Here is a 15,568-nt window from a genome sequence, read left to right on the forward strand (position 1 = left end):
ATTATTTTGGGCGCAATTTTTGTCGATTTAGATTGCAGAGCTTCTTGTGTGTCCTTCGACTTCGCTCAGGAAGACAAAAATGATTATAAATCTGCATGATCACTTTGAGAATCTAAAATCTAATTAAATCAGCCTAAATCTGTGTAATCTGCGTGAAACAAAAAAAATCATCTGCTAAATCTGCGAGAGAATTTCACAAAGTGAATTACCAATCTTTATAGAGCTACTTGCGGAGATCCTTCCTTCGTCAGGATGACAAAAATGATGATAAAGTGAAACAAAAAAATGCAAGACCAAAATTGATCCTGCATTTTTGCAATTTTATAAATCTAAAAAATCTTTTACGCTCTCTGGCGCTCATGAATTCCTTCTTTGATTTCTTCGACCATTTTTTTATTAAAAGCGGGCAGATCATTTGGGTTTCGGCTGGTTACTAATCCTTGGTCTACGACTACTTCTGAATCTTCCCATTGTGCTCCAGCATTTTTCAAATCATTTTTAACAGAGAAAAACGAAGTCACTTTTCTACCTTCTAAAACATCAGCATCTACCAGAATTTGTGGTCCGTGACAAATAGCGGCTACTGGTTTTTTACTTTTAAAAAACGATCGTACAAAATCTACTGCAGCCTCTTCTCTTCTTAATGAATCGGGGTTTAAAACTCCACCCGGAAGAACCAAAGCATCGTAATCGGCTTCATTGGCCTGATCTAATACAACATCAACATTATATTCGTTGCTCCAATTTCCGTCTTTCCAAGCTTTAATAGTTCCCGATTTCAAACTTACAATATCTGCATTCCAACCTTGCTCTTCCAGATACGCTTTTGGAGATGCTAATTCTGATTCTTCAAATCCGTTTGTAGCTAATATGGCTATATTCTTTTTCATAATTTAAGTATTTAAAACGTTATTAATTTTGATTTACCTAAAATTACTTATTTCAAAAAGCTAGCGAAAACAGATGATGTTAAAGGTTTCTTTAATAAAAGTTAATTAACTGAAGTCCAATTATTTATTAAATATTAAATCAAAATTATATAAAATTGAAGTCACTTTAGTTTACTATTTTATAGCTTAAAAACTTTGTGCCTTAGCGTTTTAGCGTCAAAAAAAAATAATTTCTTATATTTGATATTATGCAGGAAATGATAACCATAAAAACTTTTGCCGAAGCAGAAGAACTTCAGAATCCGAGACGTGTTTTAAGATACGTTCTGATTTTCTGTACTGCCGGCGAAATCACGGTTTCTGTAGACGAGAGAGGATATATACTGATTCCAAATACGGTTTTAACGATTACTTCCGGTCAGATTCATTCTTTTACAGACAACAAAAATGCAGAGGGCTTTGTTTTAGAATTCACATATAATTTCTTTTGCAAAGATGACTACGATATGGAGTTGATTTTTCATAACGGGTTATTCTGTCATTTTGCAATGAATGAAATTATTTTGGTTGATAACAGCCAAATTGTTATCAATCAGCTAAATGAAATTACAAAAGAATTAAGTGAGCAGCCTTATCAATATCTCATTTCGGTTCACAGCAGAATCGAGCTGATTCTGGTAGAAATCAACCGAACCAAAATTAATCGCGGAGACGAAATCTATAAACCGGATGCTTTGTTTCTGCATTTTCTGGAAACTGTTTTAAAGAATTTTGATAAAAATCTTTCTGTTGCCGAAATTGCCGGTTTAATTGGCACAACAGAATCTAAACTCAACGAACTTTCTAAACTGCATACCAGTAATACAGCACAAAATGTCATTTACGGATTGATTATTTCTGAGGCAAAACGTCTTTTAAATTACGAGAAACTTTCGGTCAAAGAAACCGCTTATGCTTTGGGTTTTAATGATCCGTTTTACTTTCCGAATTTCTTTAAAAAACACACCAATGTTTCTCCTAAAACGTATAAGGAAATGTTTTGATTACTAATGTGTATTTTGTGTAACACATTGAAAATAAAAAAACTAGTTACATGCTTTTTCCAGAATTGTCTATTCTTTAAAATTCGCCACTATTCCATCTTTGTATTGTTATTATTTAAAAGAATTTAAAAACAATAAAAATGGAAAAGCAAATCACAAGAACAAACGAAATCAATTGGAAACCGCTTACAGAAGAAGGTGTAAACACAGATGGAATTTCTGTAAAAGCTTTATGTTTTGATCCAATCGCAAAAAGACCTACATCATTTTTATCCAAGTTTGAAGCAGGAGCTTCGTATCCAAATCACATTCATCCCGCGGGAGAGCAAATTTACGTTTTAGAAGGCGAAGTCCGTTCGGGTAAAGACGAATTAAAGCAGGGCGATTATTTGTATATGCCGCCGGGAAGTACGCATTCTGTGTATTCAAAAACGGGTTGTGTTTTATTGTTTATAGTTCCAGAGGAAGTTGTGATTTTGAAGTAGGTATTTTTATTAAAATTCAACAATTTGTCATTTCGACCGAAGGGAGAAATCGCACTCGTATATCGACAAAGATTGGAGAATTACTTTGCGGAGTTTCCAGTGCGATTTCTCCCTTCGGTCGAAATGACAAACTAAACGCATTTACCAATACACAAAAAATCACATCATATCATTTTGATACCCAGGAACTACCTCAAATCCTTCTTAATAACCAAATATTTCAAATTAGTATTTCCTGCATTGCTGATTCCGTGTTCGGCATTTGGCGGGCAATATAAACTGGTATTTGGACCAACAACAACGGTTTTTCCGTCTAAGAAAAAAGAAGCTGAACCTTCGAGTATATAAAAGAATTCTTCTTCAGGATGATGATGTGGTGCGTGTGTTGATTTTCCAGGTTCGACGATGCTCATTTTAAGCGTATTTTCCTGAGTGAAGTTTTTATCGCCAAACCAATATTGATAACCAACTTTGGTTTTCGTGGCTTTATCTAACTCAAAATGATTGACGCAGTTTTCTATAGTGTATTTTATTTCTGGTGCTTTTTCTTTGGCTTCTTGAGCGGAAGCTAGTTGTAGAAATAAAATCGTAATGGTGGTTTTGAGGATAGTTAGTGGTTTCATTTTTTTATTGTAATGTTACGAAAAATTGGGATTCATAAAAAATAATTAAATCATTAACATGAAAACTAGAGTTTTGTCTTAACTTTGCTTATCAACTTTAGTAAACTAAAATCATGCAAGCAATAAACATCACAGCGTATACAGAAGATGCTTCTCAAATTGAAGCTGTAAAAGCTTTTATGAAAGCACTAAAGATCAAATTTGAAATTGCAAATTTAAAACCTTACGAATTATCAGCCGAACAGCAAGAAATTTTAGATAGTCAAGTTAATTCAGATAAAAGCAATTATAAAGATGCTGAATCAATTTATACAGATTTAAAAAAGAAGTATGAATTATAAAATTATCGTTTCTCCAATTGCAATAAAAAACATTGAAGAGGCTGTTGAATATTACATTTTTAAAGCCAGTAAAAAAGTTGCTTTGGATTTTATGAATGATTACAAGAAAGTTTATAAAGCTTTACAAATAAATCCTTTCTATCAAATTCACGATAACAATTATCGTTTTCTTCCTTTTAAAAAATTTCCTTACGTAGCTTTCTTTATGATTGATGAATTATCTAAAACCGTTTTTCTAAATGCTGTTTTTCATACTTCTCAAAATCCTGATAAATATCCGAAATAAATGGTTCCCTAAAAATCAGAATCGCCAATCTTTGTGGAGTTTCTGGCGTATGCTTCGACTCCGCTCAGCAAGACAAACTGGATGTAACCACATAAAAGAGCCATCGGCTCGACCAATTTTGTAGGCCGGGATTTTAATCCCGGTTTTAAAACGAAATCCGAAATAAAGATCCATAAGGATCGCAACATATTGGCGTTTTATATGTTCCGTTCCTACGGAACTCATTTGTGGTGCAATTCTCGTGATTCAACGGATTAAAATCCGTTGCTACAATATTGACCATTCCTAACGGAATTTCTAACCATAATATTGAAATATTCTTTTTAAGTGTGTTGAGAAAAATTATGAAAATGATACCTTCTCGCCTAGCCCCGATCGAAACGGCATCCTTTTTCTGGCTTCTTTAGACAGAAAAAGATATAGTGTAGAGCGGGACAAAACTCGATGAAAACGAAAATGTTGTGCTTCAAAAAATATAAAGACTACAGATAACATCAATAAAATAAGGTGTTCACAATCTTTTTATGAAATGCTTATTGTACGATAAGAAAATATTATGATAAAAATATTTTGTAATTCGAAAAACCGTCATACATTTGCCTAACAGTGTTAAACGATTTAATACTCGAATAAAATGGCTAGCAAAGATCGAATTTTAAGACAAAAAGAAGAGACAAGAAATAATATTCTTGGCGCTGCTTATGATATCGTAAAAGAAGAAGGCTGGAATGGTTTGAGTATGCGTAAAATTGCCGATAAGATCGAATATACTGCTCCTATTATTTATGAATATTTCTCGAATAAAGAAGCAATTTTAGAAGAACTTACAGGCAAAGGTTTCGTAAAACTGACAAAAGAATTGCAAACTGCAATCGACAAGTTTGAAAAACCCGAAGACCAATTGGAAGCTATGTGGATGACGTATTGGGACTTTGCTTTTACTAATACTGAATTGTATCAGTTGATGTTTGGTGTCCAAATGACCTGTTGCGCACAGCGATGTTCGGCTCAGGAGGGACCTTACAAATTATTCACTCAGGTTATTGCTGAAGTAATGAAAGACAGCAATCCGAGTCAAGATATCATTAAACAAAAGTACTTCACTTTCTTTTCTGTTATTCATGGTTTAATCGCCATTAATATCATTAACAAAAGTGACATTTTAGAAACAATTAATGCCCAAATTTTGAAGGATGCCATTGGTGGTATCATCAAATCAATACAATAAAAATTTTTTCAAGTTTTACTTAACGGTGTAAAATAATTTAATCGGATAATATAAAATCCTTTTTTTTGAAACATTAACTTAACACTGTTAGAAAATTTAATAAAGGTAATAAAAGCTCTTTTTTTAGACTTTTACTTAACGATGTTAGATAATTTAATACCGATTTTGAAATAAACTTGGAATGGCTTGCTGTATGGAAATTTGCGCACTTTTACTTAACAACGTTAGATAATTTAATTCAATTAAATATGAATCCCGAGAATGCCAGAATGCCCAAAGAATTAATCCGAGAAAATGTTCAACCAATTAAAACCACGATTAAAATGAAAAATGTAATTATAACCAGTTTTATTCTGGCATTAGTTCTAAGTAGCTGTGCCGATAAAAATCAAGGTCCTGCTGCTCCGCCTCCACCAGTTTTACCAGTTTTGGCGATCACAAGTGCAAATACGACTACTGACGCTGAATATCCTGCTTCTATACAAGGAACTGTTGATGTTGAAATTCGCCCACAAGTAAGCGGCAATCTTGACAGAATTTATGTTGACGAAGGTGCTTTTGTAAGCAAAGGTCAGACTTTATTTAAAATCAATGAGCGTCCGTTTCGCGAGCAGTTAAACAATGCTGTTGCAAGTCTTCATGCAGCTGAAGCAGCTTTAATCAACGCTAATTTAGAAGTTGATAAACTGACTCCACTAGTACAAAATAAAGTTGTTTCTGATTATCAGTTAAAAACGGCTAAAGCTTCACAAAAAATTGCTGCTGCTAATATCGAGCAGGCAAAAGCAATGGTGGGTTCTGCGAAAATCAATTTAGGATATACTAATGTTACGGCTCCAGTAAGTGGCTACATTGGAAGATTGCCTAAAAAACAAGGAAGTTTGGTTTCTGCATCTGATGTTGAAGCTTTAACAACACTTTCTGATGTTCACGAAGTTTTTGCTTATTTCTCTTTGAGCGAAACAGATTTTATCAACTTTAAATCTAAATACGCTGGAAATTCTTTAGGGGATAAAATCAAAAAATTGCCGCCAGTGAGCTTGATTTTAGCTGATAATACGGATTATCCAAAAACAGGAAAAATCGATATGGTTGACGGTCAGTTTGATAAAACTACTGGTGCCATCACGCTTAGAGCAACTTTCCCAAATGCAAACGGAACACTTCGTTCTGGAAACACAGGAAGAATCCGTTTAGGATTAAATCATGACGATGCGATTTTGGTTCCGCAGTCGGCTACAGTTGAAATGCAGGATAAAGTATTCGTGTTTACTGTTGGAAAAGACAACAAAGTAACCAAAATGCCTATTACCGTTATCGGGAAAAACGGTACGAATTATTTAATTAAAGACGGTGTACATGCTGGAGATCAAATCGTATTGAGCGGTATTGACAAATTACAGGACGGACAAGCGATTCAGCCTGAAAAATCAACTAAAGTTGCCGAAGTAACTAACAAAAAATAATCAAAAGAAATAATGTTCAAAATATTTATACAAAGACCAGTACTGGCAACTGTAATCTCCATTCTGTTGGTGATCTTAGGGGTACTGGGTTTAACTAAACTGCCTTTACAACAGTTTCCAGATATTGCGCCTCCATCGGTTTTGGTAACGGCGGTATATCCAGGAGCTAACGCAGAAACGGTTTTACGTTCTGTGGCCCCTTCTCTAGAAGAGTCTATAAATGGTGTAGAAAACATGACTTACATGAGTTCTACTGCGAGTAATGATGGTACTTTGGCAATTACTGTTTTCTTTAAATTAGGAACAGATGCCGATCAAGCCGCGGTAAACGTTCAGAACCGTGTGGCACAAGCTACGAGCCAGCTTCCTGCGGAGGTTGTACAGCAAGGTGTTATTACGGCAAAACAACAAAACTCTTTCATCATGGCAATTGGTATGTATACCGATGATGAATCGAAATACGATCAGACTTTTGTTGCGAACTATGCTCAAATCAATATTATTCCGGAGTTAAAACGTATTCCAGGTGTAGGTTCTGCCAGTATTTTTGGTGGTGTAAAAGATTACTCGATGCGTGTTTGGTTAAATCCAACGCAAATGGCAACTCATAATGTTACGCCAAGCGAAGTGATGGGCGCTATTCAAGATAAAAGTTTGGAAGCGGCTCCAGGGAAATTTGGAGAGCGAAGCAAAGAGGTTTTCGAATATGTAATTAAATACAAAGGAAAACTTACCAAACCAGAAGATTATCAAAATATTGCCATTCGTTCTAACGCAGACGGTTCTGTTCTTCGTTTAAAAGATGTGGCGAGAGTTGAATTAGGTGCTTACTCTTACAACAGTTTAACTCGTTTAAATGGTAAAAAAGGAATTGTAATTGGTGTGATTCAGTTAGCGGGTTCTAACTCGAATGACATTCAGATTGCGATCAATAAAATGATGGAAAAGGCTTCTAAAGATTTTCCAAAAGGCATAAAACACAATATATTTTACAGTACAAAAGTTTCTCTAGATCAATCTATCGAACAAGTGGAACATACTTTGGTCGAAGCTTTTATTCTGGTATTTATTGTGGTATTTATTTTCCTTCAGGATTTTAGATCAACTTTAATCCCGGCTATTGCAGTACCTGTAGCAATTTTAGGAACGTTCTTCTTCATGCAGTTATTCGGATTCTCGATCAACTTGTTAACGCTTTTCGCATTAATTCTGGCGATTGGTATTGTGGTCGATGACGCCATTGTCGTCGTAGAAGCCGTGCATGCGAAAATGGAGCACAAAAAACTGTCTCCAAAAATCGCCACTCATGAAGCAATGCACGAAATCACGGGTGCTATTATCTCGATTACGCTGGTAATGGCTGCTGTATTCCTGCCGGTTGGTTTTATGGAAGGCTCAACAGGAGTTTTCTATCGTCAGTTTGCCTTTACGATGGCAATTGCAATTGTAATTTCGGCTGTTAATGCCTTGACTTTGAGTCCAGCACTTGCTGCTCTGTTCTTAAAAGATAATCACGGAGCTCATGATCACGATGCTGCTTATGAGAAAAAAGGATTTAAAGAGAAATTCTTTACCGCTTTTAACAGCAGTTTCGAATCATTGACGAATCGTTATGTTGGCGGTATTAAATTCTTAATCAGAAAAAAATGGTTGAGTTTAGGCGGATTAGCTGCTATTACTCTTGCAACTATTTTATTGGTAAAAACAACTCCTGCTGGATTTATTCCAACAGAAGATCAAGGATTTATCGCGATTGCAGTAAACACGCCATCGGGAACTTCGCTTGACGGAACTCAAAAAGTAATGACCGAAGCCGAAAATACTTTAAGAGGTTTAGATGCTTCAAGATTTGTAACAGCGATTTCTGGTTTTAACTTATTGACCAATTCAACAAGTCCATCTTCTGCGGTAGTTTTCGTTTTATTAAAACCAAACGAAGAACGCGGCGAAGTGAAAAACATTGACGAAATCATGAATCAAGTTCGTGGAAAACTAGGTTCTATTTCTGGCGGAAGTTTCTTCGTCTTCAGTTTCCCAACGGTTCCTGGATTTAGTAACGTTGAAGCTTTAGATTTGGTTCTTCAAGATAAAACAGGCGGAAAACTCGATAAATTCTCTGGAATCTCTCAGAATTTCATTGGCGAATTAATGAAACGTCCTGAAATTGCAGTTGCTTTTACAAGTTTCAAAGCTGATTATCCTCAATTACAATTGGATATTAATGACGAAAAAGCGAATCAGTTAGGCGTAAATGTAAAAGACATTTTACAGACTATGCAGGCTTATTTTGGTAGTGCACAGGCATCAGACTTTAACCGATTTGGTAAATATTACCGAGTGGTAGTTCAGGCTGACATTGCCGACAGAGCAGATCCAACAGCAATTGACCGTGTTTTCGTTAAAAATAAAAACGGCGAAATGGTACCCATAAATACTTTAGTAAAACTGACTCGTATTTATGGTTCTGAAACCGCTTCTAGATACAATCTATTTAACTCAATTTCTATTAATGCGATTCCGAAACCTGGATTTAGTTCCGGAGATGCCATTAAAGCAATTGAAGAAGTAGCAGCTCAACAATTGCCTGCAGGTTACGGGTTTGAATTCTCGGGCCAAACGCGTGAAGAGATTTCTTCTGGAGGACAGTCTGCAACTATATTTTTACTGTGTTTGATATTCGTTTATTTCCTACTTGCTGCACAGTACGAAAGTTACATTCTGCCTTTGGCTGTAATCTTATCAATTCCTGCAGGTATTTTTGGAGTATTTGTGGCTATTGGTTTAACTGGAATCGAAAACAACATTTACGTACAAGTTGCCTTAGTCATGCTGATCGGACTTCTCGCCAAAAATGCCATTTTGATTGTGGAATTTGCGGTTCAGAAACGAAAATCAGGACAAGCATTGGTAAAAGCTTCTATTGAAGCGGCAAAATTACGTCTGCGACCAATTATCATGACTTCTCTTGCCTTCGTAGTTGGACTTGTACCAATGATGAGCGCCAAAGGTCCATCGGCACAGGGAAATCACTCGATTAGTATTGGAGCAGCGGGCGGAATGCTTTCAGGAGTAATTCTAGGTTTGTTTATCATTCCGGTATTATTCATCGTATTCCAGCATTTACAAGAAAAATTCAGCGGCAAACCAGTTGCTGTCATTCATAATGAAGAAAAATAAAATATGGAAAACTATATCACAATCCTTTTAGTTGCCATCATATTTGGCATCGGATATATATCGTACAGAATCTCAAAAGATCTTGAAACCAAAAAAGATATTTGTACAGAAATCTAACTGTTTGAGTGAAATTTAAAAACTAATATTTAACACATAGAAACATAGATTTCTATATAAAAAAAGAGAATAAAAGAAACTCGTTTCCACACATAGCAACTATGTGCATTAAAACTAGTGAAACGCCTTTTTTGAATCTCTAAAAAACTATGATTCTATGTGTTGAAATAATTACACTCAACGGATAAAGAACATTAATAAAAAGACAATGAAAAATTATATAACCAAAATCGTGACCTTCGCCATTCTGATCACGACTTTAATATCCTGTAAAGTCTCTAAGGATATTGAAACTCCAAAAGATGCATTTCCTGAGAATTTCAGGAATGCATCGGTTTCGAGTGATACAACCAGTATTGCCGATATTGAGTGGAAAAACTTCTTTACAGAAAAAGATATTATCACGTTAATCGACAGCGCGGTTACCAGAAATAATGATCTGCTTATTGCACAAAAAAATATTGAAATTGCGCAATACAGATTTACACAATCGAAATGGGGGAATGTTCCTCAGGTGAATCTATTTGTAAATGCCAGCACCAGTAATCCTTCAGACAATAGTTTTACAGGAATGAACTTGAATCAGGCATTAGGCGCTAAGCATATTGACGACTATTCTGCTGGAGCTTCACTTTCTTGGGAGGCTGATATTTGGGGAAAGATCAGAAACCAAAAGAAAGGAGCTTACGCAGGATATCTTCAATCTGAAGAAGTAAAAAAAGCATTGCAGACTAATATCGTGGCAAATGTTTCTAGAGGATATTACAATCTTTTGATGCTGGACGCTCAGTTGAAAATTGCACAGCAGAATTTAAAGTTAAATGACAGCACGACTAAAATCATTAAATTGAAATACGATGCTGGTCAGGTAACTACTTTGGCAATTCAGCAGTCTGAAGCACAAGAATTAAACTCGAAACAGTTGATTCCGCTATTGGAACAGAATATTGCGATTCAAGAAAATGCATTAAGCGTTTTGACTGGTTCTTTTCCGAATTCAAAACAAAGAACAGTTCTTTTAACTGCACTGGAAGTGAAAACGAATCCGTCTATTGGAATTCCGTCTTCATTAGTAAGCAGAAGACCCGATGTAAAAAGTGCAGAATTGGCGCTTAAAGTAGCCAACGCAAATGTCGGTATCACGAAAGCGGATTTATACCCAGCTCTCAGAATTACGGCGCAAGGCGGTTTAAACTCTTTCGAAACGAGCAGCTGGTTCAATATTCCGGCTTCTCTTTTCGGAACCGTTGCAGGTGGTTTAACGCAGCCAATTCTGAACAATAAAAAGGTTAGAACGCAATATAATATCGCTGTCGCGGAAAGAGAAAAAGCGGTTTTAGCTTTTAGACAACAGGTTTTAATTGCCGTAAGCGAAGTTTCTGATGCTTTGGTGAAAGTAGAAAAGTTACAGCAACAGGAAACTTTCTTAAAAGAAAAAGTAAAAACATTGCAACAGGCTATTAAAAACTCCAACTTGTTATTCCAAAACGGTTTAGCAGAATATCTGGAGGTTTTAACAGCTCAGGCAAACTTATTGCAAAGCGAACTGGAATTAGCAGACATAAAAAGACAACAACTCACAGCCAATACCGATTTGTATCGCGCTTTAGGCGGAGGTTGGAAATAATACCCGTTACCCGTTAATTATTTATTTTTTGAGATGAAAACGCTGTGAGACTATTTGGTTTCATGGCGTTTTTTTGTTAGCCACGAATTCACGAATTTTTTTTTTACTTGCGACAAAGGCTCTAAGGCACGAAGTTTTTTTATTTTGCCACAGATTAATAAGATTAGAAAGGATTTTTTTTAAGCCACAACCCGAGCGATAGCGAACAGGCGAAGCAATTTCACAAATTTTCACGAATTATTTTCTCATCCTATGTCCTCCTGAGCGAAGTCGAAAGATGCGCACAGTAACCATCATTTTTGTCATCCTGAGGAACGAAGGATCTCCGCAAGAAACTCGACAAAGATTGGCGATTTACTTTGTGGAGCTACTTTACGTGTTCTTCGACTCCGCTCAGAAAGACATAAAATGAGAAGGAAATTTGTGTACATTTGTGTAATTTGTGGCAAAAAACTTTGCGTCCTAGCGCCTTCGTGGCAAAACAAAAAACAATGACTTTAAATAAAGAAACATACCTCAACAATCTAAAATTATACTTCGAAAGTTACGCTCCTATTTCTGAAAAGTCATGGAAATTGATTGAAAACCTGACACATTTCCAGACAATCAAAAAAGGAGAAATAGTATTGGAAAATGGGGAAATCTGCAAAAATCTTTATTTTATTGCAAAAGGAATTCTGCGAACTTTTATTACCGATCAACAAGGGAATTTTTATAACAAAAACCTTTTTTTCGAAAATAGACTTGCCTGTTCTAAAGTTTCATCAATGTTGCAAACTCCTTCCAGTTTTACAATTGAAGCTCTAGAAGATTGTATTTTAATCAATCTTAATTACCAAAAATACATCACGTTGATCAACGAAAACAATGATCTTAAAAGCTTCTATATTGCCTATTTGGAAAAAAACTGGATTATTGAAAAAGAACAAAATGAGATTGCTCTGGTTATGCAAAATGCAACTGAAAGATATTTAAGTTTGCTTCAAAAAAATCCAAATATTGAAGATCGTGTTCCGTTATTGCACATTGCATCACATTTAGGTATTACTCCAACACAATTAAGCCGAATCAGAAAAAGTTTAGAAAAAAAAATGTAAATCAACATATGTAAAGGTTTTCTACAAATGTCAATTTTATCTTTGTTCTCCTATATAAAATGAATTACCAAAAATGGAAAATACAAACCTTATAAAAGATAATATAGACAATCTTACAGCACTTTGGAAAACGGTTGCCACTCCACTCCTTTCTTATCATAAAAACGATCCGTTTGAAGTTATTCAGATAAAAAATTCTGGCTGGCCCAACCGAGTATGGTTTCGAGAAGATATTACAGAAGAAAATCTACCTCAGATTCTTGAAATTATAGAAAAGAACCCAGGCATAATAATTCCGTATTGGGATATTTTTGGAAGCGGTTCTAATGAAATTTTCGAGAAAAACGGATTTAAAACACGTATTCAACTCGTTGCAATGGCTTTGAAACTGGGAGAAAAATTTCCGCTTGAAAATAATCTTACTTTCAAAAGAGTTTTAAATGAAGAAGATGCGAAAACTTGGACCGATATTTATCCGTTGTCTTTTAGTTATGTGATCAGTAAAGAAACACTGACTCATAATTATGAAAATGCTAAGTTTTATTTAGTTCATTTGAACGAAAAACCGATTGGGACTTTGACTCTTTTTCAAACTGGAAACGTTATGGGAATTCATGGCGTTGGTGTTATTCCCGAAATGCGAAAAAGAGGTTTTGCAGAAGAAATCATGAAATTCGCCATCAACGAAGCGATTGACGCCAATGCCGAATATGCTCAATTGCAAGCTTCTCCTTTAGGAAAAAACATTTATACAAGATTAGGATTTGAGGATTTGTTTATGATTACGAATTACTTTTTGGATTAAAATTCCAATTAAAAAATTCTAAATTCCAAATTCCAAATTCCAAAAGAATCCGGAGGATTCACATATTTATAGCACGCAATTACCATCGCAGACATGTGACCCCGAAGGGGTCATACTTGGGTAGCATAATAGAATTCTATAAATATTTGAATCCTCCGGATTCTTTACATGCAAACCTAAAATTTTTGCTCTCATTTTATGTCTTCCTGAGCGGAGTCGAAGGACACGCACCGTAACCACACGGAATGGATTTAGCATGAGAGTCCTTCGACTTCGCTCAGGAGGACAAAACTTTGTCGAGCTACTTGCGAAGATCCCTCGTTCCTCGGGATGACAAACTGTACGTTAACATCACCACAACAAACAACAAACAGCAAACAACAAACAACAAACAACAAAACAAATTCTTGTCCCAAATGCCCCTAAAATAGTCGTAAATGTGTATTTCGTTTCAATAGAACAATTAGTTACATTTGTAATACATTAACTAATAACTATTTAAAACAAATACCCAATGAAAACAACGAAAATCATTTTCTGGACTACTACAATCCTTATTTTTTTATTTGAAGGCGTTATGCCGGCTTTAACTTCTCAGTCTGAAATGGCTAAAGAAGGAATCAGACATTTAGGCTATCCGGAATATTTCGGAAATGCATTAGTTGTATTTAAGATTCTTGGAGTTTTAGCCTTGATTATTCCGCAAGTGCCGGGACGTGTAAAAGAATGGGCTTATGCCGGATTTGCTTTCGATTTTATTTTTGCTTCAATCAGTCATTTTGCTGTAGACGGAATTGATTTTCAAGGTTTCTTTCCTTTAATTGTTCTGGCGATTTTAATTATATCGTATGTAACATATCACAGAATACAGCGTTATAAAAACATAGCGCTCTAAAAACCAAAACTTTATGATAATTGAAGTTTTTAAAACAAATGTTCAAGAAGAATCTCAATGTGCGATAATCATTGAGAAGCTTCTTGAGCATTATCCAAACAGCTCGATCAACTTCGATTTAGAAGATTGCGACAAAATCCTGCGCATTCATGCACCCAATTTTTCGAATACAAAAATCATCGACATTTTAAATTCGCACGGTTATTTCTGCGAAGCCCTTCCATAAAAAATTAACACTTCACAAACTATTGATATATAGTGTTTTAATATTTTTTATCGTATATTTGAAGGAGTATCATTTCCCCTAATTCTATAAATTTAATTTTTCACAGATAATGCACTGAGGTTTTTATTGAACCAATCGGTAAACATCTGCTATCGAATTTCCAATTTCTAAAATTAAAAAAAAAATGAAAAGTGCTATTCAAAATACCATACTAGAAACCTACAGTAAATTAGACGAACTGGTTTCAACTTTTTCAGAGGATGAAATCAATATTGTTCCGTTTGAAGGGAGCTGGACTGCGGGACAAACTACACAGCATATTATTCTAGCGTGCTCTGGTCTGACCAGCCTTTTTGCCGGAAAAACAGAAAAAACAAATAGAGAGCCTGACGAAAATGTCAAACAGCTCGACGCTATTTTTTTAGATTTTGATACCAAATACCAATCGCCCGAAAACATAAAACCTCCTGATATAGTGTATGAAAAAGATACGCTGCTGGCTTCTGTCAAAAAAATACAAAATGATTTATTTGAAGCTGCAGAAACTTACGATTTGACACTGACGTGCTTGGATGCCAAAGTACCCGGTTTTGATTATTTCACGATTTATGAATGGCTTCATTTTGCAATCGTGCATACGCAGAGACACACCCGTCAGATAAAATCGATTTACGAACATATCAAAAAATAATCGATCACAATTAAAATCAAAACTATTTTTATGAGATCAAAAGTAAAAACCATTGTTTCATCTGGTTTAGTTGCAGGAACATTAGATATTACTGCTGCCATTTTGATTTACGCGGGAATACTGCATAAAACAACAGCTGAAAAAATTTTACAGTCTATTGCAAGTGGCATTTTTAAAAAACAAGCCTATACGGGTGGAGTAGAAATGACTTTTGTGGGTTTGGGGCTTCATTTCTTAATCGCTTTTATTTTCGCTTGGTTTTATTTTAAAATTTTTCCTTACATCCCATTTTTTAAAATAAACACTTTACTTTCGGGAGTTTCATACGGCTTCTTTATTTGGGTCATAATGAATCTAGTTGTCCTACCAATCATATTTCCCGTTTTACCCGAAAAGAATTTAGATTTTCCGCTCTTACTTTCTATTCTCATCGTGATTTGCTGCGTCGGGATTCCGATTGCGTTTATAACGAGAAAGTATTATGCGAAATGGTATTGAGAAAAAGTGACAAAGAGACAAAGGTACAAAGTGGCAAAGTCACTAAAAAACTTTGTCTCTTTGTCACTTTGAA

Annotated in this window: 16 protein-coding genes; 14 read left to right on the plus strand and 2 right to left on the minus strand. The window is 35.2% G+C overall.

Annotated elements, in window-relative coordinates; genetic code table 11:
• Positions 1 to 341: 341 nt before the first annotated feature.
• Positions 342 to 890, minus strand: a complete 549-nt coding sequence (locus ACWA1F_RS16950; RefSeq protein WP_456895328.1) for a type 1 glutamine amidotransferase domain-containing protein — start codon at positions 888 to 890, stop codon at positions 342 to 344.
• 248 nt (positions 891 to 1,138) lie between these two features.
• Here ACWA1F_RS16950 and ACWA1F_RS16955 point away from each other — a divergent pair, with 248 nt between their 5' ends.
• Together ACWA1F_RS16955 and ACWA1F_RS16960 are read left to right on the plus strand one after the other, a co-directional pair.
• Positions 1,139 to 1,933, plus strand: a complete 795-nt coding sequence (locus ACWA1F_RS16955) for a helix-turn-helix domain-containing protein (RefSeq protein WP_456895330.1) — start codon at positions 1,139 to 1,141, stop codon at positions 1,931 to 1,933.
• A gap of 140 nt (positions 1,934 to 2,073) precedes the next feature.
• Positions 2,074 to 2,418, plus strand: coding sequence for a cupin domain-containing protein (locus tag ACWA1F_RS16960; protein WP_456895332.1), 345 nt, complete (start codon positions 2,074 to 2,076; stop codon positions 2,416 to 2,418).
• 188 nt (positions 2,419 to 2,606) lie between these two features.
• Here ACWA1F_RS16960 and ACWA1F_RS16965 read toward each other — a convergent pair whose 3' ends face one another.
• Positions 2,607 to 3,041 carry a cupin domain-containing protein gene (locus tag ACWA1F_RS16965; RefSeq protein ID WP_456895334.1) on the minus strand — a complete coding sequence of 145 codons (435 nt, stop codon included), beginning with the start codon at positions 3,039 to 3,041 and terminating at the stop codon, positions 2,607 to 2,609.
• Between the two features lie 113 nt (positions 3,042 to 3,154).
• On the opposite strand from ACWA1F_RS16965, the gene ACWA1F_RS16970 reads away from it, so the two are divergent.
• The 12 genes from ACWA1F_RS16970 to ACWA1F_RS17025 all read left to right on the plus strand — a co-directional run bounded on the left by ACWA1F_RS16970 (position 3,155) and on the right by ACWA1F_RS17025 (position 15,495).
• Positions 3,155 to 3,382, plus strand: a complete 228-nt coding sequence (locus ACWA1F_RS16970) for a DUF2683 family protein (protein WP_456895336.1) — start codon at positions 3,155 to 3,157, stop codon at positions 3,380 to 3,382.
• Entirely contained in the window at positions 3,372 to 3,668 is a 297-nt protein-coding gene (locus tag ACWA1F_RS16975; protein WP_456895337.1) for a type II toxin-antitoxin system RelE/ParE family toxin, read from the plus strand. Before ACWA1F_RS16970 ends, ACWA1F_RS16975 begins: the two co-directional genes overlap by 11 nt.
• A 634-nt stretch (positions 3,669 to 4,302) precedes the next feature.
• A complete protein-coding gene (locus ACWA1F_RS16980; RefSeq protein WP_306159458.1) occupies positions 4,303 to 4,896 on the plus strand; it encodes a TetR/AcrR family transcriptional regulator in 594 nt (197 codons plus the stop codon).
• A 248-nt stretch (positions 4,897 to 5,144) separates the two neighbouring features.
• Positions 5,145 to 6,362 carry an efflux RND transporter periplasmic adaptor subunit gene (locus ACWA1F_RS16985; RefSeq protein ID WP_456895340.1) on the plus strand — a complete coding sequence of 406 codons (1,218 nt, stop codon included), beginning with the start codon at positions 5,145 to 5,147 and terminating at the stop codon, positions 6,360 to 6,362.
• Positions 6,363 to 6,374: 12 nt separating this feature from the next.
• Positions 6,375 to 9,539, plus strand: a complete 3,165-nt coding sequence (locus tag ACWA1F_RS16990; protein WP_456895342.1) for an efflux RND transporter permease subunit — start codon at positions 6,375 to 6,377, stop codon at positions 9,537 to 9,539.
• A gap of 325 nt (positions 9,540 to 9,864) precedes the next feature.
• Positions 9,865 to 11,283 carry a TolC family protein gene (locus ACWA1F_RS16995; protein ID WP_456895343.1) on the plus strand — a complete coding sequence of 473 codons (1,419 nt, stop codon included), beginning with the start codon at positions 9,865 to 9,867 and terminating at the stop codon, positions 11,281 to 11,283.
• 491 nt (positions 11,284 to 11,774) lie between these two features.
• A complete protein-coding gene (locus tag ACWA1F_RS17000) occupies positions 11,775 to 12,380 on the plus strand; it encodes a Crp/Fnr family transcriptional regulator (protein ID WP_456895345.1) in 606 nt (201 codons plus the stop codon).
• A gap of 73 nt (positions 12,381 to 12,453) precedes the next feature.
• Complete coding sequence (locus tag ACWA1F_RS17005; RefSeq protein ID WP_456895347.1) at positions 12,454 to 13,185, plus strand: GNAT family N-acetyltransferase; 732 nt, start codon at positions 12,454 to 12,456, stop codon at positions 13,183 to 13,185.
• Between the two features lie 514 nt (positions 13,186 to 13,699).
• Positions 13,700 to 14,080 (plus strand): DoxX family protein, encoded by a 381-nt coding sequence (locus ACWA1F_RS17010; RefSeq protein ID WP_306159468.1) that lies wholly within the window; start codon positions 13,700 to 13,702, stop codon positions 14,078 to 14,080.
• A gap of 13 nt (positions 14,081 to 14,093) precedes the next feature.
• Positions 14,094 to 14,306, plus strand: a complete 213-nt coding sequence (locus tag ACWA1F_RS17015) for a hypothetical protein (RefSeq protein ID WP_456895350.1) — start codon at positions 14,094 to 14,096, stop codon at positions 14,304 to 14,306.
• Positions 14,307 to 14,490: 184 nt separating this feature from the next.
• A complete protein-coding gene (locus ACWA1F_RS17020; protein WP_456895352.1) occupies positions 14,491 to 14,997 on the plus strand; it encodes a DinB family protein in 507 nt (168 codons plus the stop codon).
• Positions 14,998 to 15,027: 30 nt separating this feature from the next.
• Complete coding sequence (locus ACWA1F_RS17025; RefSeq protein WP_456895354.1) at positions 15,028 to 15,495, plus strand: DUF1440 domain-containing protein; 468 nt, start codon at positions 15,028 to 15,030, stop codon at positions 15,493 to 15,495.
• Positions 15,496 to 15,568 lie beyond the last annotated feature (73 nt).

The sequence above is a fragment of the Flavobacterium erigeronis genome (assembly GCF_054075165.1).

Coding starts and splice junctions, on each gene's coding strand:
- ACWA1F_RS16950 (WP_456895328.1), bottom strand. CDS start 890: ATGAAAAAGAATATAGCCATATTAGCTACAAACGGATTTGAAGAATCA.
- ACWA1F_RS16955 (WP_456895330.1), top strand. CDS start 1,139: ATGCAGGAAATGATAACCATAAAAACTTTTGCCGAAGCAGAAGAACTT.
- ACWA1F_RS16960 (WP_456895332.1), top strand. CDS start 2,074: ATGGAAAAGCAAATCACAAGAACAAACGAAATCAATTGGAAACCGCTT.
- ACWA1F_RS16965 (WP_456895334.1), bottom strand. CDS start 3,041: ATGAAACCACTAACTATCCTCAAAACCACCATTACGATTTTATTTCTA.
- ACWA1F_RS16970 (WP_456895336.1), top strand. CDS start 3,155: ATGCAAGCAATAAACATCACAGCGTATACAGAAGATGCTTCTCAAATT.
- ACWA1F_RS16975 (WP_456895337.1), top strand. CDS start 3,372: ATGAATTATAAAATTATCGTTTCTCCAATTGCAATAAAAAACATTGAA.
- ACWA1F_RS16980 (WP_306159458.1), top strand. CDS start 4,303: ATGGCTAGCAAAGATCGAATTTTAAGACAAAAAGAAGAGACAAGAAAT.
- ACWA1F_RS16985 (WP_456895340.1), top strand. CDS start 5,145: ATGAATCCCGAGAATGCCAGAATGCCCAAAGAATTAATCCGAGAAAAT.
- ACWA1F_RS16990 (WP_456895342.1), top strand. CDS start 6,375: ATGTTCAAAATATTTATACAAAGACCAGTACTGGCAACTGTAATCTCC.
- ACWA1F_RS16995 (WP_456895343.1), top strand. CDS start 9,865: ATGAAAAATTATATAACCAAAATCGTGACCTTCGCCATTCTGATCACG.
- ACWA1F_RS17000 (WP_456895345.1), top strand. CDS start 11,775: ATGACTTTAAATAAAGAAACATACCTCAACAATCTAAAATTATACTTC.
- ACWA1F_RS17005 (WP_456895347.1), top strand. CDS start 12,454: ATGGAAAATACAAACCTTATAAAAGATAATATAGACAATCTTACAGCA.
- ACWA1F_RS17010 (WP_306159468.1), top strand. CDS start 13,700: ATGAAAACAACGAAAATCATTTTCTGGACTACTACAATCCTTATTTTT.
- ACWA1F_RS17015 (WP_456895350.1), top strand. CDS start 14,094: ATGATAATTGAAGTTTTTAAAACAAATGTTCAAGAAGAATCTCAATGT.
- ACWA1F_RS17020 (WP_456895352.1), top strand. CDS start 14,491: ATGAAAAGTGCTATTCAAAATACCATACTAGAAACCTACAGTAAATTA.
- ACWA1F_RS17025 (WP_456895354.1), top strand. CDS start 15,028: ATGAGATCAAAAGTAAAAACCATTGTTTCATCTGGTTTAGTTGCAGGA.